At 68.2% G+C, this 24,393-nt stretch carries 22 protein-coding genes; 16 read left to right on the top strand and 6 right to left on the bottom strand.

Annotated elements, in window-relative coordinates; translation table 11 throughout:
* Positions 1-84: 84 nt before the first annotated feature.
* From ACODRV_RS00810 to ACODRV_RS00800, 3 genes are read left to right on the top strand one after another with little or no spacing between them, the layout of a single operon-like run.
* Positions 85-879, top strand: a complete 795-nt coding sequence (locus tag ACODRV_RS00810) for a tyrosine-protein phosphatase (RefSeq protein ID WP_488907095.1) — start codon at positions 85-87, stop codon at positions 877-879.
* A 19-nt stretch (positions 880-898) separates the two neighbouring features.
* Positions 899-1,594 carry a polysaccharide biosynthesis/export family protein gene (locus ACODRV_RS00805; protein ID WP_141625798.1) on the top strand — a complete coding sequence of 232 codons (696 nt, stop codon included), beginning with the start codon at positions 899-901 and terminating at the stop codon, positions 1,592-1,594.
* Positions 1,595-1,617: 23 nt separating this feature from the next.
* On the top strand, positions 1,618-2,610 hold the full coding sequence (locus ACODRV_RS00800; RefSeq protein WP_488907094.1) for a M48 family metalloprotease: 993 nt from the start codon (positions 1,618-1,620) through the stop codon (positions 2,608-2,610).
* Here the strand turns inward: ACODRV_RS00800 and ACODRV_RS00795 are convergent.
* Complete coding sequence (locus ACODRV_RS00795) at positions 2,600-2,944, bottom strand: VanZ family protein (RefSeq protein WP_488907093.1); 345 nt, start codon at positions 2,942-2,944, stop codon at positions 2,600-2,602. The two genes, ACODRV_RS00800 and ACODRV_RS00795, sit on opposite strands and share 11 nt — an antisense overlap.
* Before the next feature lie 429 nt (positions 2,945-3,373).
* Between ACODRV_RS00795 and ACODRV_RS00790 the strand changes: the two genes are divergently transcribed.
* The 4 genes from ACODRV_RS00790 to ACODRV_RS00775 all read left to right on the top strand — a co-directional run bounded on the left by ACODRV_RS00790 (position 3,374) and on the right by ACODRV_RS00775 (position 8,662).
* A complete protein-coding gene (locus ACODRV_RS00790; protein WP_488907092.1) occupies positions 3,374-5,641 on the top strand; it encodes a GumC family protein in 2,268 nt (755 codons plus the stop codon).
* Positions 5,638-6,900, top strand: a complete 1,263-nt coding sequence (locus ACODRV_RS00785; protein WP_488907091.1) for a hypothetical protein — start codon at positions 5,638-5,640, stop codon at positions 6,898-6,900. Before ACODRV_RS00790 ends, ACODRV_RS00785 begins: the two co-directional genes overlap by 4 nt.
* Positions 6,901-7,044: 144 nt before the next feature.
* The gene (locus ACODRV_RS00780; RefSeq protein ID WP_141625793.1) at positions 7,045-7,269 is read left to right on the top strand and encodes a hypothetical protein; all 225 of its coding nucleotides are present in this window, start codon (positions 7,045-7,047) and stop codon (positions 7,267-7,269) included.
* Positions 7,270-7,309: 40 nt separating this feature from the next.
* A complete protein-coding gene (locus tag ACODRV_RS00775; RefSeq protein WP_488907090.1) occupies positions 7,310-8,662 on the top strand; it encodes an O-antigen ligase family protein in 1,353 nt (450 codons plus the stop codon).
* Between the two features lie 226 nt (positions 8,663-8,888).
* On the opposite strand, the gene ACODRV_RS00770 is transcribed toward ACODRV_RS00775, so the two are convergent.
* Positions 8,889-10,412, bottom strand: coding sequence for an MFS transporter (locus ACODRV_RS00770; protein WP_141625791.1), 1,524 nt, complete (start codon positions 10,410-10,412; stop codon positions 8,889-8,891).
* 223 nt (positions 10,413-10,635) lie between these two features.
* On the opposite strand from ACODRV_RS00770, the gene ACODRV_RS00765 reads away from it, so the two are divergent.
* The 3 genes from ACODRV_RS00765 (at position 10,636) to ACODRV_RS00755 (ending at position 13,753) form a co-directional block, all read left to right on the top strand.
* Complete coding sequence (locus tag ACODRV_RS00765) at positions 10,636-12,216, top strand: alpha-glucosidase (protein ID WP_488907441.1); 1,581 nt, start codon at positions 10,636-10,638, stop codon at positions 12,214-12,216.
* Between the two features lie 20 nt (positions 12,217-12,236).
* The gene (locus ACODRV_RS00760; RefSeq protein WP_141625790.1) at positions 12,237-13,256 is read left to right on the top strand and encodes an NAD-dependent epimerase/dehydratase family protein; all 1,020 of its coding nucleotides are present in this window, start codon (positions 12,237-12,239) and stop codon (positions 13,254-13,256) included.
* Between the two features lie 86 nt (positions 13,257-13,342).
* Positions 13,343-13,753, top strand: coding sequence for a DoxX family protein (locus ACODRV_RS00755; RefSeq protein WP_141625789.1), 411 nt, complete (start codon positions 13,343-13,345; stop codon positions 13,751-13,753).
* A gap of 78 nt (positions 13,754-13,831) precedes the next feature.
* Here the strand turns inward: ACODRV_RS00755 and ACODRV_RS00750 are convergent, their stop codons facing one another.
* Positions 13,832-16,630 (bottom strand): M16 family metallopeptidase, encoded by a 2,799-nt coding sequence (locus ACODRV_RS00750; protein WP_141625788.1) that lies wholly within the window; start codon positions 16,628-16,630, stop codon positions 13,832-13,834.
* 327 nt (positions 16,631-16,957) lie between these two features.
* Here ACODRV_RS00750 and ACODRV_RS00745 point away from each other — a divergent pair, with 327 nt between their 5' ends.
* The 4 genes from ACODRV_RS00745 to ACODRV_RS00730 all read left to right on the top strand — a co-directional run bounded on the left by ACODRV_RS00745 (position 16,958) and on the right by ACODRV_RS00730 (position 20,993).
* Positions 16,958-18,271 (top strand): ammonium transporter, encoded by a 1,314-nt coding sequence (locus ACODRV_RS00745; RefSeq protein ID WP_141625787.1) that lies wholly within the window; start codon positions 16,958-16,960, stop codon positions 18,269-18,271.
* A gap of 218 nt (positions 18,272-18,489) precedes the next feature.
* Positions 18,490-19,548: a UbiA family prenyltransferase gene (locus ACODRV_RS00740; protein WP_488907089.1), complete on the top strand. Its 1,059-nt coding sequence runs from the start codon at positions 18,490-18,492 to the stop codon at positions 19,546-19,548.
* Between the two features lie 11 nt (positions 19,549-19,559).
* On the top strand, positions 19,560-20,408 hold the full coding sequence (locus ACODRV_RS00735; protein ID WP_141625785.1) for a DUF3298 and DUF4163 domain-containing protein: 849 nt from the start codon (positions 19,560-19,562) through the stop codon (positions 20,406-20,408).
* 69 nt (positions 20,409-20,477) lie between these two features.
* Positions 20,478-20,993 carry a hypothetical protein gene (locus ACODRV_RS00730; protein ID WP_488907088.1) on the top strand — a complete coding sequence of 172 codons (516 nt, stop codon included), beginning with the start codon at positions 20,478-20,480 and terminating at the stop codon, positions 20,991-20,993.
* Here the strand turns inward: ACODRV_RS00730 and ACODRV_RS00725 are convergent.
* Genes ACODRV_RS00725 through ACODRV_RS00715 form a run of 3 tightly spaced genes read right to left on the bottom strand, consistent with a single transcriptional unit; the run spans position 20,963 to position 22,514 of the window.
* Positions 20,963-21,922 (bottom strand): alpha/beta fold hydrolase, encoded by a 960-nt coding sequence (locus tag ACODRV_RS00725; RefSeq protein WP_141625783.1) that lies wholly within the window; start codon positions 21,920-21,922, stop codon positions 20,963-20,965. The genes ACODRV_RS00730 and ACODRV_RS00725 overlap by 31 nt on opposite strands.
* Before the next feature lie 32 nt (positions 21,923-21,954).
* Positions 21,955-22,152 (bottom strand): helix-turn-helix transcriptional regulator, encoded by a 198-nt coding sequence (locus ACODRV_RS00720; protein ID WP_141625782.1) that lies wholly within the window; start codon positions 22,150-22,152, stop codon positions 21,955-21,957.
* Positions 22,152-22,514, bottom strand: coding sequence for a hypothetical protein (locus ACODRV_RS00715; protein ID WP_488907087.1), 363 nt, complete (start codon positions 22,512-22,514; stop codon positions 22,152-22,154). Before ACODRV_RS00715 ends, ACODRV_RS00720 begins: the two co-directional genes overlap by 1 nt.
* Positions 22,515-22,692: 178 nt before the next feature.
* On the opposite strand from ACODRV_RS00715, the gene ACODRV_RS00710 reads away from it, so the two are divergent.
* Both ACODRV_RS00710 and ACODRV_RS00705 read left to right on the top strand, forming a co-directional pair.
* Complete coding sequence (locus ACODRV_RS00710; RefSeq protein WP_488907086.1) at positions 22,693-23,637, top strand: fatty acid desaturase family protein; 945 nt, start codon at positions 22,693-22,695, stop codon at positions 23,635-23,637.
* 192 nt (positions 23,638-23,829) lie between these two features.
* Positions 23,830-24,381, top strand: coding sequence for a hypothetical protein (locus ACODRV_RS00705; protein WP_141625779.1), 552 nt, complete (start codon positions 23,830-23,832; stop codon positions 24,379-24,381).
* Positions 24,382-24,393 lie beyond the last annotated feature (12 nt).

The raw sequence follows: 24,393 nt of genomic DNA, 5'->3' as shown, positions 1-24,393 counted from the left end.
CCCGACCGCGGGGGCGGTCCTTTCATCCCCTGTTCAGCCGCGAGCGTCCCTTGTCCGGGGACGACACCGCAACGCGAGACCGACGTGATCGACCTCCACTGCCATATCTTGCCCGGGATCGACGACGGCGCGCCCGATCTGGAGACCGCGCTGGCGATGGCCCGCATGGCCGTCGCCGACGGAATCACCGTGACCGCCTGCACCCCGCACATGATGCCGGGCTATTACGAGAACACCTCGGACGGCGTCCGCGCCGCCGTGGTCGCCCTGCAGGCCGAACTGGACAAGGCCGGCATTGCCCTGCGCCTTGTCACCGGGGCCGATGTGCATCTGGTGCCCGGTCTGGCGTCAGGACTGCGCGACGGATCAAAGCTGACGCTCGCCGACACCCGCTACTTCCTGTTCGAGCCGCCCCACAACACCGCCCCGCCGCGCATGGCCGACGCCGTGTTCGACTGTATGGCCGCGGGCTTCCATCCCCTGATCACCCACCCCGAGCGCCTGCGCTGGATCGAGGAACAGTACGACCTGATGGTCCGGATGGCCCAGGCCGGCGCATGGTTGCAGATCACCGCCGGTTCCGTCACCGGTCGCTTCGGCAAACGCACCCGATACTGGGCCGAGCGCATGCTGGACGAGGGGATCGTGCACATTCTGGCGACCGACGCACACAACCTTCGCAGCCGGTCTCCGGTCCTGTCAGAGGCCGTTCAGGCCGTCGCGGACCGGCTCGGCGAACAGGCTGCGAAAGACATGGTGTTGACCCGACCCCTCGCCGTGCTGGAAAACGCTACGCCCGCTTCGGTCCCGTCCGCGGTCGGCGTCTCCCGTCCGACCTCCCGGCCGGGCTTCTTCAAACGGCTGTTCAAGGCCGCCTGAATTTCAAGGTGACTGTCGAATGATGCGCGCCCTCTCGCTGGTCCTGATCGCCACGGCCACCCTGCTCGCCGCCTGCGGCGGGCCTAATATGGACATCAATCAGGTCACGGCGGCCACGCCCGTCGATCTGGAGAACGCCCAAGCCACCAGCGCCCCGCAATCCGAATATCGAATCGGTGTGGGCGACAAGCTGGGCGTTCGGGTCTTCCAGGTGCCGGACCTGACCTTCGACGCCCTGACGGTCGACACCTCGGGCAACATCCAGATGCCGCTGATCGGCGCCGTGCGCGCCGCCGACCGCACCTCGGGCGAATTGTCCGCCGACATCGCCGCCAAGCTCAGCACCCAGTATCTGCGCAACCCGCAGGTGACCGTCACCGTCGCTGAAGCCGCCAGCCAGAAGATCACCATCGACGGCGCCGTGACCAAGCCCGGCGTGTACGAGATGCGCGGCACCACCTCGCTGCTGCAGGCCGTCGCCATGGCCCAGGGGCCCAGCCCGGTCGCCAACCTCACCCAGGTCGCGGTCTTCCGCACCATCGACGGCCAGCGCTCGGTCGCCCTGTTCGACCTTCAGGCCATCCGTCAGGGCCGCGCCAGCGACCCGACCGTACTGGGTGACGACATCATCGTGGTCGACACCTCGCGCCTGAACGCCGCCCTGCGCGAAGCGGTCAGCGCCCTGCCGGCGCTGGCGATCTTCCGTCCGTTCTAAAGCCGTTGCGGCGCCGGACCCGCTTGCTGGCCGCGGCCCTGATCTTCGGATCGGGGCTGGCGGCCTGCGGCCACCCGGCCATGAACTCCGGGGGCGTCCCGGACGCTCCGGAGGCTCGTCTCGAAGCGCTGACCGCCGCTGACGCCCGAGTCGCGGCCGTGGCCTGGAAGCTCGCCCAGGCCAACGCCGACCTTTGCCCGAAGAGTCGTCTCCGCGTGGGCTGGACGCTACACTCGGCGAGCCAGTACGGCGGCGAACTGCGTCCACTGGCAGAAGCCCGTTACGGGCTGGACGGCGACCTCCCGGGCATTCTGGCCGCCCCGCCGGGCAGCCCGGCCGCCGAAGCCGGACTGGCCCCCGGCGACCTGATCCTGTCGGTTGACGGACAAGCCTTGTCACGGGGCGGCGCCTCATCATCCGGCTCATACGCGGGACTTGAAGCCAACATCGCCCATCTGGACGCCCTGGCGGCAAGGAGGCCCATCTGGCTTCAGGTCCGCAGGCACGGCGTGGAGCGACGGGTCGACCTCGCCCCGACCCTCGCCTGCGCCTATCCGACCCAGATCGAGGTGACGGGAACCTTCCGCAGCCACACCGACGGCCGCCACATCTTCATCTCCGACCGCATGGTCGAGGTGGCCGACGATGACGATCAACTGGCCTTCGTGCTGGCGCATGAACTGGCCCACGCCGTGCTGGAGCATCGCAGCCAGCCGGACGTGACCGGCTCGCCCGGTCAGACGAACCAGCGGATCACCCTCAACAGGGGGCTTTCATTGAGGGCTGAACCTGACGCCGATCATCTCGGCCTGTTCCTTCTGGCTCGTGCGGGCTTCGATCCCTATCGGGCGGTCGATTTCCTGACCCGCTACGCCGAGGTCAATCCGGCGGCCCGCTATCCGCAGGCCAATGCGGGCGGGATTTATGAGTCCGCCCCGGCCCGGCGTCGCACGCTGGAGCCGGTGCTGGCCGACATCGCCGCGCGCAAGGCGGCCGGGCAGGCGCTCATCCCGTAAGCCCGAGCCGGCGGCGCAGGGCCAGACCGACCAGCGCGCCCCAGCCCATCGCGAAACCGACCATGTCCGCGACCACGTCCCAGACATCGGCGTCGCGCCCGATCGCGGGCAGCCCCTGAATCAGTTCAATCCCGATGCCGAGCCCCAGCATGACGACGGCGATCCGCGCCACACCGGCCCGGGGCCAGCCGCAGCCGGCCAGAAGCGTCCAGGTCAGAAAGGCGACGGCATGGTTCGCCTTGTCCCAAGGCAAGCCGCTCTCCGCGCCTGTCGCGGGTGTGAAGGCGAACCAGGCCACGGCGACCGCGAAAACGACCGTTCCTGCACGGAACATGTCCCGACGCCGGGTGTTCGAGTGCGGGGACGGGCGCCGCCGCTCTTCGTGATTCGTCGTGGTCATGAGTTCGGGTCGCTCGTCGGGTGGAGAGGGGTTCCATGGCGACACGCATCAGCAATACGCGCGACCATCGTCGGGCCGCGCCGGACGCCGCCCCGACGGCTCCATACGCCGGACGGGGGGCAGGCCTCTACAGCGAAGTCGGCCTGTCGCCGTTTTCATCCCGACATCCGGCCGCCCCGATGAGCCCGATCGAAGCTTCTCCGCGATCTCAAGACAACGCTTGACCGCGAAGGCCTGTCCCCGCGACATGACGGCCGCCGTCGCATGCTCTCGAATTCGTGTGCGCGGTGTAGGGCTTTGCGGTATCAGCCCGATAGGTTCTCGACCGGCGGCCTCGACCGCCACGATCTGACGGATGGCATAATGCTGGGCGACAATCACTTCGCTGACGAGCGCAACCCGCGGCATGGCCGCGCGTCCGGCGAAGCGGTCTTCGATGACAACCAGCCCGGCGTTTGGGTGGACGAGGCCGAGGAGGCTCCGGTCTTCGACCTGGGCGCCTACTGGCGGCTGGCGCTCAAGCACCGCATCCTGATCATCGGCTGCTTCCTGGCGGCCCTGGCCATCGGCGCGGCGATGACCCTGCTGATGACCCCGATCTACAGCGCCAAGGCGACGCTGCAGATCGACCGCGAGGCCGCCCGCGTCTTCACCTCCGCAGAGGATGTCAGCCCGCGCGAAAGCATGGCGCAGGGGGAAGAGTTCTTCCAGACCCAGTACGGCCTGCTGCGCAGCCGCTCGCTGGCCGAACGCGTGGTTGAAAGCCTCGGCCTGGCCAGCTCGGACCGCGCGCTGGAAGAGCTCGGGGTCGAGCCCCCGGCCGGTGGCGGCAGCGCCGCCGCCCAGGCCGAGCGCCGCCGCAACGCCGCCCTCGCCTACGTGCAGGACAATCTGAGCATCACCCCGGTGCGCGGCTCGCGTCTGGTCGCCGTCGGCTTCGACAACCCGAACCCCGTCGTCGCCGCCCGCGTCGCCAACGGTTTCTCCGAGAACTTCATCCAGGCCAATCTCGACCGGAAATTCCAGTCATCGGCCTATGCCCGCGAATTCCTGGAAGAGCGTATCGCCCAGACCAAGGGCCGCCTTGAGGAAGCCGAGCGTCAGCTGGTCGCCTATGCCGCCAACCAGCAGATCATCAACGTCGGCGAACCCAGCGAAGGCGGAACCAACGCCTCGGGCAGCTCGCAGTCGCTGGCCTCGAACAATCTGGTGGCGCTGAACTCCTCGCTGGCCGAAGCCCGCGCCGCCCGCGTCGCCGCCGAGGAGCGCTGGCGCACGGCCCGCACCGCCGAGGTCATGACCCTGCCGGAAGTGCTGCAGAACCCCTCGATCCAGCGTCTGGGCGAGCAACGCGCCCAGCTGGAGGCCGAGTACCAGCAGAAGTCGAGCATCTATCAGGCCGACTATCCCGAGATGGTCCGCCTGCGCGGCCAGATCACCGAGATCGACGGTCAGGTCCGCGCCCTGGCGACCAACATCCGCGCTTCGATCCAGAGCCAGTATGTGGTCGCCGCCAATCAGGAGCGTTCGCTGCAGAACCAGGTCGACAGCCTGAAGGGCGACGTCCTCGACCTGCGCGACCGCTCGATCCAGTACAACATCCTGCAACGCGAGCTGGACACCACCCGCACCCTCTATGAGGGCCTGCTGCAGCGCTACAAGGAAGTCGGCGTCACCGGCAATGTGACCGCCAACAACATCTCGATCGTCGACACCGCCACCCCGCCGGTCTCGCCGTCGAAGCCGAACATGATCATCAATCTGGCCTTGGCCGCGATCTTCGGGCTGGGCATCGGCGTGGTCGCCGCCCTGGTTCTGGAAGCCCTGGACGAAACCCTGGCCACCCCGGACGACGTCGAGAAGAAGCTGGGCGTTCCGGTGCTGGGCGTCGTGCCGCTGCTCGACAAGGGCCAGACGACCGCCGCCGCCCTGGTGGACATCCGGTCCGGCTTCTCCGAGGCCTACTACTCCCTGAGAACGGCGCTTCAGTTCTCTACCCCGAACGGCGCCCCCGCCAGCCTGCTGGTCTCCTCGGCCCGGCCGGCCGAAGGCAAGTCGACCACGGCCTATGCCGTGGCGCTGAACCTTGCTCGCGTGGGCAAGCGGGTGCTGCTGGTCGACGGCGACCTGCGCAATCCTTCAATGCACCGCGTGGTCGGTGTCGAGAACGAACGCGGCATGAGCAACCTGCTCTCAGGCTCGGTCGATCTGGCCTCGGTCACCCAGCGCACGCGTCAGGAGAACCTGTTCTTCATCCCCTGCGGCCCGCTGCCGCCCAACCCCGCTGAACTGTGGGGCGGTGATCGTCTGCGTCAGTTCCTGAACGACGCCGGCGCCAGCTTCGATCACGTCGTGGTCGACGGCCCGCCGGTTCTGGGCTTCGCCGACTCGCCCCTGCTGGCGGCGACCGTCGGCGGCGTTCTGTTCGTGCTGGAATCGCGCGGCACCCGTCGCGGTCAGGCCCGCGGCGCCCTGCGTCGTCTGAAGATGGGCCGCGCCCGCCTGCTCGGCGCGGTGTTGACCAAGTTCAACGCCAAGACCGCCACCTACGGTGGGTACGACTACGCGTATGACTACAACTACGGCGCCCAGGAAGAGACCCCGGCCGCCAAGAAGGGCAAGAAGGGTTGAGGAAAGAGGCGGACCGCGCCGCCGCTCCCGCCCGCAAGCGCTTGCGGGCGACCGAGGTCGTCTCCTGGGGACTGACCGCGCTGGGCGTCGTCCTGGGCTGGCAGGTGTTGATCCAGCCGGTGCTCCAGCGGGGCCCGGCCGAAGTCACTCTCGCGGTCGCCCCGACCTCGCCGCTGGTCCTGCGTCGCGCCGCCGAAAGCGAGTACGCCGCGGGGCGCAAGGACAATAACCCCCAACGCTATCGTCAGGCCGCCGACCTGGCCCGCGAAGCCGTGGCCCGGTCCCCCTTCGATGTCCGCGCCCTGCGGGTCGTGGGCCTGACCGAGGCCGCCGCGGGCCGCGAAACCGCCGCCGACGACATTCTGACCCTCGCGGGCAACTGGAGCCTGCGCGACGACCCGGCCCACGCCTGGCTGGTCGATTATCGGCTCAAACGGGGCGACTATGCCTCGGCCTTCGCCCACGCGGACACCCTGGTGCGCCGTCGCGAGGACGTTCGCCCGCAGGTGTTCCGGCTGTTCACCACCGCCGCCACCCTCGACCAGCAAAGGGCCCTGCCCCAGGTCGCGACCTTGCTCACCGCCAACCCGCCCTGGCGCCAGTCCTATCTGGAAAGCCTGTACGGCGACGTCGCGGGCCTGCAGGTGGCGATCAATCTGGCCGTCCTGCTGCAGAACGGCCGCGCGCCCCTCACCAACACCGAACTGCACCAGCTCTATATCCAGTTGATGGAGAAGGGGCAGATCGAGGCCGTGCGGGTCGTCCGTGCGCGCCTGAACCGTCCGTCGGTCGCCAATCTGGTCACCAACGGCGGATTCGGCGACGCCTCCGCGCCTGAACCCTTCCAGTGGCGTCTGGCCCAGGATGCGGGGGTGGTCGCGGAAATCGTTCCGGATGACGTGCGCCCGGCCGACCCCGCCCTGCGCGTGGACTATGACGGTTATTCCGCCTCGCGAATCGCGGAGCAGCTGATGTTCCTGTCGCCCGGCCGGTATCGCCTGAGCGCCGAATCGCGGACCGAGGCGGGCGAGCCCGCAAAACGTCTGGCCCTGACGGTCACCTGCGCCCCGGGCGACCTGGTGGTCATGTCCGCCCCCGCCGCGGCCCCTGGATCCGAGGTCTGGACCCCGTTCAGCACGACCTTCACCGTGCCGACGGGATGCCGCGCCCAATGGCTGCGACTCGAGACCCGGGCGGGTGATGTCCGCTCCAGAACCGCCGCCTGGCTCGACAAGCTGGCGATCACCCCGATCCCCTGAGACACGAACTCGGTACTGAACGGTGGCCTATTTGCACCAAAGACCGCCGGAATCGTATTGATTTGGAAACCTTCGCCGCCTATACCCATTCTCGATACGTCGCGGGCCAGCCCGTACCAAAGACCTGATTAGAAGGGGATTAGCATGCGTAAGACCATCGCCGCTGTAACGGCAGGCCTGCTGCTCGTGGCTGGCCAAGCCGCCGCCGCCAACAACTCTGCCGTCGTTCGCGTCGGCGACCGCGTGGGCGCTCGCGCCGACGCCTCGTCGGAGTTCCAGGGCATTCCGCTCCCGGTGCTCATCATCGGCACCGCGGTGCTGGTGGGCGTCGTCGTCGTCGCTTCGGACGACGACTCGGAAAGCGACTAAGCAGACCCGGTCCGCGCTGCGCCTGATGCAGTCGTAACGCGTGCCGATTAAAGGTTTGAAGGGCCAGTGGGATGGCGTAGCGATTGCTGCGACCCTTCTGCTGGCCCTTTCGTTTGTCTTCGGCGGCGCCAGCCGCGAGCACGCCCTGCGTCTCGCGCTTGTTGAACTGGCCGCCCTGCCCCTTCTGGTGATGAGCGCGGACCGACTGCTGCGGTCCAGCGAATGGAAGTCGCACAGGTTCGCTCTGGGCCTCCTCGGCGCCTTCATCGCCATCCCCCTGATCCAGCTCATTCCCCTGCCGCCAGCGATCTGGACGTCCCTGCCTGGGCGCAGCGAGATGGTGCTGGCGCTTGAGCTTGCGGGCATCCAGCCCGCCTGGGCGCAGCTGACTGTCACGCCGGACCTCACCTGGCAGTCCGTGCTGGCCATCCTTCCGCCCGCCGCCATGTTCCTGGCTGTGCTCGGCTCCTCGCAGGCCCAGACCGCGCGAATGCTGGCCTTCTATCTGGTCGCGACCGTCGTCTCGGTGCTTCTGGGAGCGGTTCAGCTGGCCAGCGGCGACACCCGCTTCTACCTTTGGGCGACCACCGCGGCGGGCTCGGTCACCGGCTTTTTCGCCAACCGCAACCACCTCGCCACCCTGTTGCTGGCCTGCCTGCCGTTCGCGGCGGTCTTCGGGGCCGCGGTGCTGCGCCGCCGCAGCGAGCAGCGCCTGCCGCTGTGGTTCGGCGCCCTGTTCATGGGGCTGGTGGTAGTCGGTCTGGCCGCCATCCGGTCACGCGCCGGCGTCATCCTGTTCGGCCCGGTCGCCGTCGCCAGCCTGCTGGCCGCCTGGATCGCCGCCGGCCGTGGTCGTCCCGGCCCCGGGCTGATCGCCCTGACCGGCGGCGTCGCGGCCGCCATCGGCGCCGTGGCGATTCTGGCCTTGCCGCCGATCCTCGCCCGCTTCGACGTCCAGTCCGCGCCGGAAGGCCGTTTCGAGGGCTGGCCCATCGTCGCGTCCGCCGCCGACAGCTGGCTTCCCGTCGGCTCCGGCATCGGCAGCTTCGACGCAGTCTATCGTTCGGTCGAGCCGCTGGATCAGCTGGACCCCACCTTCTTCAATCACGCCCACAACGAGTATCTGGAAACCTGGCTGGAAGCGGGCTGGTTCGGCGCCGCGCTGATCATCGCCTTCCTGATCTGGTACGGACGCCGCCTCTGGGCCGCCTGGCGAGCCGGCCCCTCCCGGGAACGGGATCTCCAGCGCGCCGCCAGCATCGCCCTTCTGGCCATGCTCGTGCACTCCGGCGTCGACTACCCCCTGCGCACCGCCGCCCTGGCCGTCCTGTTCGCCCTGTGCGCCGCCATCCTCGAAAAGGCCGGCCAGCCCACCGAACGCGAACGGGCCTGATCCAGAGACCGTTGGCCTGAGGCAGCAGGCAGTAGGCAGTAGGCAGTAGGGTCGCTGGCCTCCCCTGCCCACGCAAAGGCAATGCCCCACCTCCGGCATGCCAAAGCCGCATCCGGGACGGAAAGTCCCGCCCGACCTGCTGCCTACTGCCTGCTCCCCTCCACCAACGAAAAGGCCGCCGGAGTTTCCCCCGGCGGCCCTGCCTTTCAGCGATGGGAGCAGGCGGTCAGTGACCGCCCGTCGCCACCGGCGTCTCCACATTGCGGACCCTCGCCCGGGCCGCGGCGACCGCGAAGATCGTCAGGATGACGTAGCCGACCAGCGGGATCACGAAGGCCAGGTTCAGCCCCGCCGAGTCCGCCATCCAGCCGCCCAGCAGAGGCAGGACCGCGCCGCCGATGATGGCCATGCACAGCAGGCCCGAGGTAGCCGACGCGGGTGCGGATGAGCGCTCCAGCGTCAGGGTGAAGATGGCCGGGAACATCACCGAGTTGAACAGACCGATCAGCAGGGCGGCGAACGAGGCGTTCACGCCGCCAGTCTGGGTCACCACGGCGCACAGGATGGCGGCGGCGGCGGTGCAGACCGCCAGCAGCCAACCGGCCGGAATGCGCGTCAGCAGGGCGCTGCCCGCGAACCGGCCCATCAGGGCGCCGGCCCAATACAGGGCGACCAGACGGCCCGCATCGTGGATCGGCAGGCCGAGGGCGCCGTCCGAGTGCAGGAAGTTGGTCATCAGGCTGCCGATGGTCACCTCCGAACCGACATAGATGAAGATGGCCAGCGCGCCGAAAATCGCCCAGCCGGAACCCAGGGCCTTGAGCGGCGAACCGGGCGTCTCGGCCGAGGCCGTGGCGCTGGCGGCGGTCAGACGCTTGCGGACGCTCCAGATGAAGGCGCCGAGCAGGGCGAAGAAGATCGCCAGCCCGATGAAGACCGTGTCGATGTTGCGAAGGGTCGCGGCGCGGGCGGCCGGATCGACCACCGCGGCGGCGGCATCAGCCGGAACCGTTTCCGGACCGACAGCCGAGGCGTAGGCCCCCATGCCGCCGATGTAGTTATGCAGGAAGACGACCCAGCCGATCACCAGACCGACGGCCGCGCCGACAGCGATCCAGCCCTTGATGTCGCGACGCAGGGCGCCGACCAGAACACCGGCCACCAGCCCCAGGCCGACCCCCAGAAGGATCAGCAGGAGGGCCGCCGGCGAGGCCAGGGCGCTGACACCGCCGACCGCGAAGATGCCGCCCGAAAGCATGACGGTGGCGCCCAGCAGCGGACCGACGACCGTACCCAGCGAGTTGAACGCCTGAGACAGGACCAGACGGAAGTGCGAGCCCTTCGGCGTGCCGAGCGAGGCTGCCAGCGGGTTGGCCGCGACCTGGAGCAGGGTCACGCCGGCGGCGATGACGAACAGGGCCACCAGCACGCCGGGATAGAAGTCGAAGATGGTCGACAGCGGCACGATCAGGGCGCCCAGCACCATGACCGCCAGCGCGCCGACGATCGACTTCGCATAGCCCAGCTTGGCCAGCACGGCGGCGGCGGGCAGGGAGACGATGCCGTAGGCGGTGAACCAGGCGAACTGCGTCAGCAGCGCCTCGGTGAAGTTCAGCTCGAACACCCCCTTCACCGCCGCGATCAGCGGGTCGATCAGCGAGGTGGCGAAGCCCCACGCGAAGAACAGGGTGGTCACATAGGCGAAGGCTGTACCGAGCCCTTTCGCCGAGGTTTGCGGTTGATCAGTCATCTCACTCCCCGTGGTCGGCGTCCCTTGCTGCGCGACCTTCAGCGTCTTGGTTTCATTCGCAAACGTCCGCGTCCAGCGATTTGACGAGATCCGTAACCAAAAGTGGGCCGGTTTCCGCTCTTGCGGACACGCTCAAGGCGGCGATGATGCGGTCTCTCCGGTTGATCCGGCTGCTGATCGAGGCCCCTGCGTGACCGACCGGACATCCTCCGCCGCCGAGCCGATGCCTCGCGGCGCCGTCATCTATCAGGTCTATCCCCGCAGCTACGCCGACACGAACGGCGACGGCGTCGGCGACTTGCCCGGGATCACCGCCCGGCTGGACCACATCGCCTCTCTCGGCGTCGATGCGGTCTGGCTCAGCCCCTTCTATCGCTCGCCGATGAAGGACTTCGGCTACGACGTCTCGGACTACTGCGACGTCGATCCGATCTTCGGGACACTGGCCGATTTGGACGCCCTGACCGCTCGCGCCCATGCGCTGGGGCTCCGGGTCATCACCGATCTGGTCTTCGCCCACACCTCGGACCAGCACCTCTGGTTCACTGAAAGCCGCCAGAGCCGCGAAAATCACAAGGCCGACTGGTTCGTCTGGGCCGACGCGAAACCGGACGGGACGCCGCCGTCGAACTGGCAATCGGTCTTCGGCGGTCCCGCCTGGACGTGGGACGCCCGGCGCGGCCAGTACTACATGCACAACTTCCTGACCGGGCAACCGCAGTTGAACCTGCACAGTCCGGCGGTGCAGGAGGCCCTGCTGGAGGTCGTGCGGTTCTGGCTGGATCGCGGGGTGGACGGCTTCAGGCTCGACGCCATCAATTTCGCCATGCACGACCCGGCGCTGACGGATAATCCGCCCCTGCCGCCGGGCGGGCCGCGCACCCGGCCCTTCGACTTCCAGGACAAGATCCACAACCAGTCCTGGCCGGGGATCGTGGATTTCCTCAAGCGCCTGCGCGCCCTGACCGACAGCTACGGCGGCCGCTTCACCGTGGCCGAGGTGCCGGGCGACCGCGCCGATCAGGAAATGCAGGCCTATACCGAAGGCGACGACACGCTGAACAGCGCCTACGGCTTCACCTATCTCTACGCCCCCGCCCTGACGCCCGATCTGGTCAGGGCGACCGCCACGGTCTGGGATGGGCGTCCGGGACAGGGCTGGCCGTCATGGCCCTTCTCGAACCACGACGCGCCTCGCGCGATCTCCCGCTGGGCCGAGGGCCGGGACCTTTCGGCCATGGCCCGCCTGACCACCCTGCTGCTGATGTGTCTGCGCGGCGACGTCTTCCTTTATCAGGGCGAGGAGCTGGGCCTGCCGCAGGGCGAGGTGCCGTTCGACCGGCTGGTCGATCCGGAGGCCATCGCCAACTGGCCGAAGACACTGGGCCGCGACGGCGCCCGCACCCCGATGCCATGGACGGCTGATGCGCCTCATGCGGGCTTCTCGACCATCGAGCCGTGGCTGCCCATCGACCCCCGCCATCTGCCGCTCGCGGTGGACAGGCAGGCGGCCGACCCCGCCTCCCAACTCGCCCTGACCCGCCGCCTGATCGCCCTGCGCAAGGCCCATCCGGCTCTCCAGTGCGGCGCCCTGACGATGCTGGATGCGCCCGAGCATTTGCTGCTGTTCGAACGGCGTCAGGACGATGAACGCCTGCTCTGCGTCTTCAACCTGGGCCACCACACCCTCGACTGGTCCCCGCCCGAAGGCTGGCAAGTCATTGAGGCGGTCAACGGCGACGAAGGACCGCTCGCCCCTCTCTCCGGCCGGGTGCTCTCGCCTGTCTCTGGCGCGTTCGCCTGACCCGGAGTAACGCAGAAGCCATGACTCTCGGCCCTGTTCTCGTCACCGGCTCCGCCGGCTTCATCGGCTTCCACACGGCGCAGCGCCTTCTGGCGCGTGGCGAGACCGTGATCGGGGTCGACAACCTGAACAGCTACTACGACCCCGCCCTCAAACAGGCGCGGCTGGAGCGGCTGCAGGCCAACCCCAACTACAACCACAACACCCTCGACCTCGCCGACCGCGAGGGGATGGCCGCCCTGTTCGCGACCCATGCGCCGCGCCGGATCGTCCACCTCGGGGCGCAGGCGGGCGTCCGTTACAGCCTCGAACAGCCCGAGAGCTATATCGACTCCAACGTGGTCGGCTTCCTGACCATCCTCGAGGGCGCGCGGGCGGTGAAGGCCGAAAACCTCGTCTTCGCTTCAACCAGCTCGGCCTTCGGCGCCAACGGCGCCCTGCCCTTCTCGGTCAAGCAGGGCGTCGCCCATCCGCTGACCGTCTATGCAGCCACCAAGATCGCCAATGAGGCGATGGCGCACTCCTACTCCCACCTGTTCGGCTTCCCCTCGACGGGACTGCGCTTCTTCACCGTCTACGGACCGTGGGGCCGCCCGGACATGGCGCTGTTCAAATTCACCAACGCCATCCTCGAGGGCCGCCCGATCGACGTCTATGGCCACGGCAAGATGGAGCGGGACTTCACCTATGTGGACGACATCGTCACCGGGGTGGTCGCCGCGCTCGACAATCCGGCGACCGTCGATCCCGACTGGAATCCGCAGGCGCCGAACCCCTCGACATCGGGCGTCGCCCCCTGGCGCATCCTGAACCTCGGCGCAGGCCGTCGCGAACAGCTGATGCGCTACATCGAGGTGCTGGAGGAGGCGCTGGGTCGCAAGGCCGAGCTGAACATGATGCCGGTGCAGGACGGCGACGTCGCCCGCACCGAGGCCGACATCACCGAGACCGAAGCCGCCCTCGGCTATCGTCAGTCCACCCCCATCGATGTCGGCGTCCGCCGCTTCGTCGACTGGTATCGCGCTTTCTATCAGGCCTGAGCGATCACCCTCTTGCGCAACAGCGAAGCTGATCCCAATATCGGCAACACCGTTAGTTACCAATAACCCTGAAAGCCCCTCTCTCCATGGCGTCGCCCCGCTTCCTCACCAACAACACCCCGCTGGCGCTGGCCGCCCTGCGGATCATGTCCGGCCTGCTGTTCCTGGCCCACGGCACCCAGAAATTCCTCTCCTTCCCGCTGGGCGAGCGCGCCGGGTCGGGCCTCGCGCTCGACAACCCCGGCGCCTTCGCGGGCATCATCGAGCTGGTCACCGGCGTGCTGATCGCCCTGGGCCTGTTCACCCGCCCGGCCGCCTTCCTCGCCTCGGGGACCATGGCCGTCGCCTACTTCATGGCCCACGCCCCGCAGAACCCGTTCCCGGTCAACAACGGCGGTGATGCGGCCATCCTCTACTGCTTCATCTTCCTGTTCCTCGTCTTCTCGGGCCCGGGCGCCTTCAGCGCCGAGAAGCTGATCGGCAAGAAGCGCGGCTGATCTGTCCGATAGTCCGGCCAGGAAAAAAGGCGGGGCCCTCGCGGGTCCCGCCTTCTTCATGTGTGCCTGTCAGACAGCTTACGGAACGGGATTGCCGTTCACATCGACCACCTGAACATCGCCGAAGCCCAGGGCCCGGATCTTCGGTTCGATCTGGGCGCGGTCACCGACGACAACCCAGGTCGTGGGACCCGAGCCGACCATCGACCGGGCGGCCGCCGCGGCGGCGTCCGGCGTCGTCGCCGTCACACCGGCGGCGTAGCTGTCGTAGAAGTTTTCCGGCAGGCCGTAGGTGACCATCCGGGCCATGTCGTTGACGATGGCGGCGTTGGTTTCCCACTCACCGGCCATGCCTTGCACCAGATTGGCGCGGGCGGCGGCCAGTTCACCTTCGGTCAGCGGACGCGATCCGACCACCTCGGTCAGTTCGCGGCGCAGCTCAACCAGGCTCTCGGCCGTCTTGTCGGACTGGACCCCGGCGCTGACCACATAGGCCCGGTCGCCGCGCGCGGTGCGAACCCCGCCCGAAGCGCCGTAGGACCAGTGCTTGTCCTCACGCAGGTTCATATTGATCCGGCTGGTGAAGGCGCCGCCGAGAGCCGTATTCATGGTCTCGATGGCGGCCTGGGTCTGCGCGTCGAAGGCCGGGGCGATGCGACCGCCCATGATCATCGACTGCGGCCCGGCGCGATCCACGATCAGGATGCGCGGCGTCGCCGGGGTCGCCGGCAGGGCCGGGGCCTGCGGACGGGCCGGCATCGCCGTCGCGGGCGCGCGCCAGCCCGCGAAGGCCCGCTCCAGCTGCGGCTGCAGCTCGGCCAGGGTCGTGTCGCCGACGACCACCAGGGTGGCGTTGTCCGGGCGGAACCAGGCGTCGTGATAGGCGTGCAGCGCCTCGGGCGTCAGGGCGCCGACGGTGGCTTCCGTGCCCATGGTCGGGCGACCGTTCGGGTTCTCGGCGCCGTACAGCTCGGCCGACAGCACCCGGTTGGCGATGGCGCCCGGATTGCGGTTCGACTGCTGGATGCCCGAGATCTGCTGGGCGCGCCCCCGCTGGAAGTCCTCGGCGCGGAAGGCCGGGTTCTGGATCACGTCGGCGTACAGGGCCAGCGACGGCTCCAGACGCGACTCGATGGCGGTCATGCTGACCGTGGTCGAGTTGACGCCCGAGCCGGCGCCCAGGGTCGCGCCCAGGATTTGCAGGCGGTCGCTGATCTCCAGCGCGTCCAGACGCTCCGTGCCGTTGGTCAGCACGGTCGAGGTCAGCACGGCGGCGCCCTGTTGACCGGCCGGATCAACCGCCGAACCGGCGTCGAAGATCAGGTTCATGCTGACGGTCGGCACCGCGGTGCGCGGCACGAACATCACCTTCAGCCCGTTCGACAGGGTGGCGTGCTGGATTTCCGGGAAGTCGGCCAGCGGCGCGGCGGCCGGGGCCGGCATGCTGCTGCGATCCACCCCCGTGCCCGAGGCGGCGTAGTCGGGGAAGGGCTGAACTTCCAGCGTATAGCTGCCGTCCTGCAGCCAGCCGCGACCGGCGGCCGTCAGATTGGCCGGGCTCGCCGACAGGATGCGCTGATAGCTGACGCGCCAGGCGCCCGGATCGCCATGGAAGACCTGGCTCTCGGCCAGACGGTCGGACTTGCCGCCGAAGCCGCCGATCCGCTCCAGACCCCGCACATAGCCGGCGCCGTTCGAGGTGCGCGCGCGCTCCATCTCTTCGGCGGTCGGGCCGTCACGCAGCAGGCGGGCCATCTCCTCGTCGACGATGGCCTCGATGCGGGCCAGATCCTGGCCCGGCTTGGCGGTCACGGTGACCAGGAACTGGCTGCCGATCTCACCTTCAGAGACGCCCGCCGACACGCCGGTGGCGACCTGATCATCGAACACCAGACGCTTGTAGAGGCGCGAGTTGCGGCCCGACGACAGGATGTCGCCCAGCAGGCCCAGATAGTCGGTGTCGGCTTCACCTGCGGGCGGCACGTTCCACACCTTGTACAGGCGCGGCTGGCCGACGCGGTCCTGCATCACCTCGCGCGAGGCGCCGGTCATGCGGGCGATCATCTGCTGCGGATGGGTGACGGGCGGTCCGGGCGGGATATCGCCGAAGTATTGCTCGACCTTGGCGCGCGCCTCTTCCGGGGTGATGTCGCCAGCCAGAACGATGGTGGCGTTGGCCGGGCCGTACCAGGTGCGGAACCAGGTCTGCACGTCCTCAAGGCTGGCGGCGTCCAGGTCTTCCATCGAGCCGATCACGGTGTGGCCGTAGGGGTGGTCGGACGGATAGGTGGCGTTGGTGATCGCATCCCAGACGCGGCCATAGGGCTGGTTCTCGCCCTGACGCTTCTCGTTCTGCACCACGCCGCGCTGCTCATCGAGGCGCGCCTGATCGATGGCGCCCAGCAGGTGGCCCATCCGGTCGCTCTCCAGCCACAGGATGCTGTCCAGCGCCGAGGTCGGCACATTCTGGAAATAGTTGGTGCGGTCCTGGCTGGTGGTGCCGTTCTGGTCGGTCGCGCCCAGACGCTCGGTGCCCTTGAAGAAGTCGTCGTTGAAGTTCTCCGACCCGTTGAACATCAGGTGTTCAAACAGGTGGGCGAAGCCCGAACGGCCCACCGGCTCGTTCTTGGAGCCGACGTGGTACCAGATGTTCACCGCCACGATCGGGGCCTTGTGGTCCTCGTGGACGATCACGGTCAGGCCGTTGCTCAGGACGAAGCGGGTGTAGGGAATGTCCACGTCCGGCAGGGGAGCCAGACGCTCCTGCGTGGCGGGCGAGGCCGCCATGGCGACGGGGACCTGGGCCTGAACGGCTCCGGCGGCCAGAAGGACGGCCGCTGCGGCGCCTCCCAGCAGGATGGGACGGATCGAACGCATGCGGTTGCACCCCTGAAAGTGAGACAGCCCGCGCGGTCACGCCGGATCGGGCGCGACAGTGGTAGTCGTCCGCAACCGGCTCGCAAGCGATTTGAAATTGCCTTTTTGTAATCTTCAGAGGGCCGTTTCGCAGATGCGAGCCCGATCGGCAGGAGCTTGCACATTCCGCCGCTCCGGCCCGCCGCCGCGCAGGACCGCACGAACTATTGCACCGCACACGAAATGAATTGCCTGCTGCGCCGCAATAGGCTCCTATCCCTATCCGCGGCGTCGAACGCGGGTTCGAGCCGGAATTTCTGACATCCCAGCTCCCCGGACGCCGCGCCCATGATCCGTAAATCGCTTGCCCTCGCCGCCCTCTGTTGTCTGGGTGCAGGCCCCGCGCTCGCCGCGCCCGCCGCCCCGCTGCTGGCCCACCAGACGACGCTGGTGCTCAATGAGGCGTCCTCGTCGTGGATTCTGGCGTCGACGGCGCTGGTTCTGCTGATGACCCTGCCGGGTCTGGCCCTGTTCTACGGCGGCATGGTTCGCCGCAAGAACGTCATCGCCACCATCGCCCATTCGACCGCCGCATTGGCCATCGTCACCGTGCTCTGGTTCATCGTCGGCTACAGCCTGTCGTTCGGCGTCTCGGGCGAAGCGACCAACCCCTTCATCGGTGGGCTGCAGGCGGTGTTCCTGAACGGCGTCACCCCGACGACGGCCTTCGCCGCGGCGCCGGGCCTGCCCGAGTTCCTGTGGATCGCCTACCAGCTGACCTTCGCCATCATCACCCCGGCCCTGATCGCCGGGGCCTTCGCCGAACGGATCAAATTCTCGGCCTCGATCCTCTTCTTCTTCCTGTGGCACCTGATCGTCTATGCGCCGATCTGCCATCAGGTCTGGGGCGGCGGCTGGCTCGGCAGCTGGGGCGTGCTAGACTTCGCCGGCGGCGCCGTGGTGCACGTCAACTCCGGCGTCGCCGGTCTGGTGGCCGCCATCGTTCTGGGCAAGCGGCACGGCTTCGGTCGCGACAACATGGCCCCGCACAACCTGGCTTTCACCGCCATCGGCACCGGCCTGCTGTTCGTCGGCTGGCTCGGCTTCAACGCCGGTTCGGCCTGGGCCGCTGACGCCATCGCCGGCGTCGCCGCCCTGAACACCATCCTCGCCGCCGCCGCCGCCGCCATCGGCTGGACCGCGGTCGAGTGGTTCCACCACAAGCGCCCGACCCTGCTGGGCCTGCTGTCCGGCATCGTCGCCGGTCTGGTCGGCATCACCCCGGCCGCGGGCTTCGTCGACCCCAAGGGCGCCTTCTTCATCGGCATCCTGTCGGGCCCGGCCTGCTACGCGGGCGCGGTCTGGCTCAAGAAGCTGCTCAAGTACGACGACAGCCTGGACGCCTTCGGCATCCACGGCATCGGGGGCATGGTCGGCGCCGTCCTGACCGGCGTCTTCGCCTCGGCGGCCATCAACCCGGTCGGCGAAGGCGCCGATGTGGTCAAGCAGATCCTCGGCCTGCTGGCCGTCGTCGCCTGGTCGGGTATCGGCACCTGGGTGATCCTGATGATCTGCAAGTTCACGACGGGCCTGCGCGTCACCAGGGAAGATGAGATCGAGGGCCTCGACTACACCCAGCATGGCGAGACCATTCACCAGTAACCCCTCCACCATGCGTCGCCCGATGGGCTTCGCATGGTCCCCCTCCCCGGCTTCGCTGGAGAGGTGAGAGATCGCGTTCACATCTCCACGTCGTGGGAAGGTGGCTCGGCGGCGATCAGCCGACGGGACGGAGGGGTCGGGTCAGCGCCCGTGAGTTGAAGAAGGCCGCATCGACAAGGCCCTCCCCCTCCCCATCCTTCCCCGCTACAACCTCGGCCATGACTTCCGCCCCGCTTCCTGACGCCGGTTCCAACTGGGTTGATCGCCATGCGCCCGACGGGTTGAAGCCGTGGCTGAAGCTGGGCCGGTTCGACCGCCCCATCGGCATCTGGCTGCTGCTCCTGCCCGGCTGGCAGGGGATCGCGCTGGTGGTGGCGAGCGAGCGCCGGGCATGGACCCTGTATGACCTCTGGCTGATCGTCGGCTTCGCCATCGGGGCCTGCCTGATGCGCGCCGCCGGTTGCGCTTTCAACGACATCGTCGACCGGGACATCGACGCGAAAGTCGCCAGAACCGCCGCCCGCCCGGTGGCTTCCGGCCGGATCAGCGTGAAGAAGGCGCTGGCCTTCACCGTCGGCTGTTCACTGATCAGCCTGCTGATCCTGTTGACGCTGAATGTCTTCGCCGTACTGCTGGGCGTCGCCTCCCTCGCCCTCGTCGCCGCCTACCCCTTCATGAAGCGGATCACCTGGTGGCCGCAGGCCTGGCTCGGCCTGACCTTCAACTGGGGCGCCCTGATGGGGTTCGCCGCGGCCATGGCCATCGTCAGCGCCAGTCTCTCCTACGACCCGTATGTGACCCTGTACCTGAAGCCGTTCGTTGTGGACCCTTGGCCTCTTTCATGGTCTGGCGCACCACCACTGGACATGGTGCTGACGCACCAGATCCTCGACGCCATGCCGGTGATCGCCCTCTATGCGGGCGGCGTCTTCTGGACCCTCGGCTACGACACCCTCTACGCCCTGCAGGATATCGAGGATGACGCCATGGTCGGGGTGAAATCCTCGGCCCGCCGCCTCGGCTCCAGCGTCCGGCTGGGCGTCAGCGTCTTCTACCTGCTGGCCGTGGCCTTCGCGGCGCTGGCGGGCCTGCTGGCAGGGCTGGGGCCGCTGTTCTACCTTGGCCTGACCGCCTACGCCGTCCACCTGCTGTTGCAGACCCGGTCGATCCAGCCGGAAAACGGTCCGCTGGCCCTGTCCCTGTTCAAGTCCAACCGCGAGGCGGGCTTCACCCTTCTTCTCGCCATCATCCTCGGTTCGGTTCAGCTTCCGCTTTGAAGGAGACCCGCATGTCCTCCCCCCGCATGCTCCTGATCACCGCCCTTCTCGCCACGACCGCGCTGGCGGCCTGCAATCGCGACAAGGAGACCAAGGCCGACGCCCCCGCGGCCGCCGCCACCGAAACCGGCGCGCTCGTCACGCCCGCCGACGCCGCCGCGCCGATGACCTACCAGACGCGCACCGCCTATTCGAACGTCAGCCTGAAACTGCCGGACGTGATCAAGCCGCAGACCGACCTGCACGCCCGCCTGTATTCCGAAGAGGTGCGCAAGCTGCAGCAGTTCGCGGAGGGCGCCGCCAGCGAACGCCTCGACAGCGCCGAGGACGGCCCGCCCAACTGGACCTACGAAAAGCAGATCAACATCACCGGCGCGCTTGAGACCGGGAAGCTTCTCAGCCTGAAGCGCTCAGACTTCGACTTTTCGGGCGGCGCCCATCCCAACACCCTGACAACCGGAATCCTGTGGGACAAGGCGCTCAAGCGACGTATCGGCTTCAATGACCTGTTCCGGCGGGGCGTCGACCTGAGCTCGCTTGATCAGGCCCTGTGCTCGGCCATCAACGTCGCCAAGCGGGCCCGCGTGCCGGACAGCAAATCCCTTACACTGGGCGACGGCGGTGACTGGAACTGCCCGCGCGCCTCGGCGACCGAGTTCGTGCTGACGCCGGGTAGTGAGCCGGGCAAGGCGGCGGGCCTGACCTTCCTGATCGGCCCCTACACCGTCGGCCCCTATGCGGAAGGCGCCTATGAGATCGCGCTGCCCGCTTCCTCCTTCCGGTCCCTGCTGGCTGTCGCCTATGCCGAAGAGTTCGGCGGGCAACTGACCCGGTCGGGGGACGTCACGCCGAAGAACTGAAGCGAACACGGCGGGGCGGCTCGCGAGGCCGCGCCGACCGAAGCACGTCTCCAACAAGGTGATCCGGTCATGTCGCGAAACCCGTCGTTTGCTCTCGTACTCCTGCTGACCGTTGCGACGCCGGTCGCGGCTCAGGACGCGGCGGTTTCAACCGGCAGCGGCGAGATCCGCGACGTCTCCGCCTTCGGTCGGGACGCCGTGACCCCGACCCGCATCGCCTCCTCCCGTATCGAGATGAATCGCGGTCGAAACGCTCCCGCCGGACCATCCCTCTCGACCGCTGATGTTCGGCATCAGGCGCAAAGCGCCCTCTCCCGCGTCGGCGCGGTCTGTTCGATCCGGGAGGTCGTCCCTGTCGGCCGGACCCGCTCCGGCCGCCCGCTGATCGAGGTAGACTGCGCCGAAGGCGGCGGAATGATCGTGGCCGATGACGACACCGCCACCGCCGTCGACTGCCTCGACCTCGCTCCGGATGCCGGCCGGAGCGACCGCCGCCGGCGGGTGGTCTCGCAATGCGTCCTGCCCGCCAACGTGGCCGCCGTCGCGGCCGAGTCTCACTCCCCGCCCGGCGCCGCCAGGAACTGATCCATCAGCTCAGCGAACTTCGCCGGCTGGTCGCTCATGATGAAGTGACGGCTGTCGTCCACCCGGATCAGGCGCACACCCGGCAGGGTCGCGTACTCCCGCCCCCAGACCGTGTCCGCCACCGCCGCAGGGGCGCCGCCGTCCGCATCCGAGGCGTAGGGGGCCCAAACCGGAACCGTCATCGTCGCCAGACCGGGACGCAGGTCGGTGGTCATCACCTCACGAATGGCGGCGGCCATGGCGCGGCGGTCTCCCGCCAGCGTCCACTCGACCATCTTCACCCGCGTTTCCGGATCGCGGGCCAACCCCGCCGCCGCGGCGTTCTGACCGGTGCGGAAGGCTTCATCCGGCGTGTTCAGAATCCCCGCCGCCGCCTGTTCGGCGAAGGGACGCGCGGTTTCCACGGTCGCCTGTGGGCCGTACAGGGCGCTGAAGAAGGGCAGGCTGTCGACGGTCATCGCCTTGCCGACCAGCGACGGCTGCTGCTGAGCCAGCATCAGGGCGCTGAGCCCGCCCATCGAGTGACCGACCACCGCCGGGCGCGCCAGACCCTGGGTCCGGATGTAGCGGGCCAATTCATCAATCACCGGCTGGATGAAGGGACCGTCACCGTGCGCCCAGGGCTCCCCGGCGAAGCCCGCCAGCTGGACAAGATGCACGCGGTGCGTGGCCTTCAGCCGCTCGGCCTCGGCGCGCCAGACGTCCCGCGAGCAACCGAAGCCGGGGATCAGGATCACGTCCGGCCCCTGCCCGACCACCTCGACCGACAGCCGGTCCGAGACGAAGGGCGCGGGGGCGACGACCGGCGCGGGCGCAGCCAGAACTTCGTTGGCGAAGAGGACGCCTCCGCCCACGGCCAGACCGGCGGCGGAGGCGAGGAACAGGGCGCGCAGGGTCGAGCGCCCGGCGAAGTGACGGAGATGCAGCATGACGATGTCCTTGGGATCAGGGCCTGACTGGGTCAGGCGTGAGGGTTTTCAAAGATGTTCTCGACCGGCTGCTCGAACAGCACCGCGATGCGGTAGGCCAGATCGAGCGAGGGGTCGTGTTTCTCGGTCTCGAGCGCGTTGACGGCCTGCCGGGACACGCCCAGCGCCTGGCCGAGCTGCTCCTGGGTCCATCCGCGCTCGACGCGCAGCAGCTTGAGACGGTTCTTCATCAGTTCGAGGTCCGGATGAACGGCGAGACGCAGCCGTACAGCGCCCAGAAGGTCGGGTAGATCAGCCATGCCGGAATGTGCGGCGCGGCGGCGAAGGTCTCGGCGAAGCCCCAGAAGGTCGCCAGCGCCATGGCCAGCCCCGCCGCGACGATGAACTGTTTGGCCGCGACGGCGCGGACGAACTCGTCGCTCTCGCGCATCAAAGCCAGGGTCGCCCATATCTGGCCGATCACCGGCGCCGAGATCGCGGCGGCCAACACCCAGCTGGCGGGCTTGCCGATGATGTCATCGAACGCATCCGTCACCATCATCGAGACGCAGATCGCGACATAGGGAGCCATGAAGGCCCAGGTGCGGATCACATACCGACGCCCCGCCGGCGTTCCTTGTTTCCATGCCGATAGCATGTCAGCTCCTCCTGACTGAATGTAATGAGAACCTGACACCGCCAACATGTAATGTCAACCTGACAATAAGTCAGGAGCGCGTGACTTTTCGCGTTTTCTTTTCGAACCCCCGCCATCCGCGTATCCTGAGGCCATGCCCACCGCGCCTCGCATCAAACCAGGTGACCTGTTCACGCCACGGGAGTGGGCGCCTTTCCAGTCGCGGCGCGGCTGGATCGGGCCTCTGCTGGTGGCGCACTGCTGGTCGGTGATCGGGCTGGCCGTCTTCGCGGGATCGCTCTGGCCCGTCCTGATCCCGGTGTGCGTGATGATCATCGGCACGCGCCAGCTGGGCCTCGCCATTCTGATGCACGAGGCGGCGCACGGCGGGCTTTCGACCAATACGAAACTCAATGATTTCCTTGGGCACTGGCTGTGCGCCGTGCCCGTGGGCGCCTCGCTCGCCGCCTATCGGCCCTACCACCTGTCGCACCACCGCTTCGCCCAGCAGCCCGAGGATCCGGACCTCGCCCTCTCCGCTCCCTTCCCGGTCTCGCCCGCCTCGCTCCGCCGCAAGATCATTCGCGACCTGACGGGACAGACCTTCTTCAAGCAGCGGGTCCTGCTCCCGCTGGCGGCGATGCGTGGCGCGAAGGCGACGAGGGCGACAGACGATCACGAGTACGAAGCCATCGTCACCGGCCGCTCGGTCGCGCCCTTCCTGCTGTTAAATCTCGGTCTGCTGGCGGCGATGACGCTGGCCGGAGTCTGGTGGGCCTACTTCGCCATTTGGCTGCTGCCGATGGCGACATGGTTCCCGATGGTCACCCGCCTGCGCAACATCGCCGAGCACGCCTGCGTGGAGGGCTCGGCGACTGACCCTTTCCGCGCCGCCCGCACCACCCGCGCCCGCTGGTGGGAGCGCGCCTTCATCGCCCCCTACTGGGTCAATTTCCACGCTGAGCACCACCTGTTCATGCACGTCCCCTGCTGGAAGCTGCCCGCCCTCCACCGCGCGGTGCACGGCAAGCCGCAGGGAGAGCGAATGGAGGTGGCGGGGGGCTATGCCGAAGTGTTGCGGACCGCCACGCGCGACTAACGTCTTGCCAAACGGACAATGGGTGGCGATGGTCAAGCTTCAATCGAGAGTCGCAGAATGTCGGGAACTCGCCTTGGAAATCGTTTAAAGGCCAAGGTTTTGGACCTGCTGGACGCACCCTCACCAGATTCCGCGCCGATACCGCAGGTCTACGACGTCCCGGATGATCCTCCAACGCCTGAGACGTCAGACATGTCCTGCGTCCCGGGCGGGCTGCCAATCACCGAAGTCCTGGCGGTGGGCGCGGACCTTGAATGGCTCGGTCAGGCTATCGAAGTCCGCATGACGGACTATATCCAGCCCGGAACGAACATCGCTCCGCCTCCTGCTCCGCCCCTGCCTTCCGGGCCGGACGCCTGGGCCGATCTGGTTCGTGACATCGCGGACGAAGATCGCCTGATTCTGGCGCTCACCATCGCGCCCTATCTGGCGCCCGAAAAGCTGGACGTCTTCCTCACGAAGCACGCAGTGTTTGACCGACGCTTCACCGAATTCGGCGGCGTGATCGGTCGCGCCCACGGAGGCCTGCTGCCGACGGCCGAGACCGCGCGGTTTCTGCTGGCGGGCGGCCACATCGGGAAAAGGGTCGCCTTCCAGCAGAGGCTTTCCCCCTCCGGCGCCCTGCTCCGGCGCGGTCTGATCCGGCTTGACCATCAGTCGCCGGACGAACCCCCTCTCAGCGCCCGACTGGTCGCCACCGAAACGACGCTGAACGCCGCACTGAGCCTGCCGCCGACGACCTGATCCTCTTCGCAA

Source organism: Brevundimonas sp. FG8 (assembly GCF_057808845.1).
The sequence above is the reverse complement of the archived record's forward strand: the minus strand, read 5'-3'. Positions and strand labels throughout refer to the sequence as shown.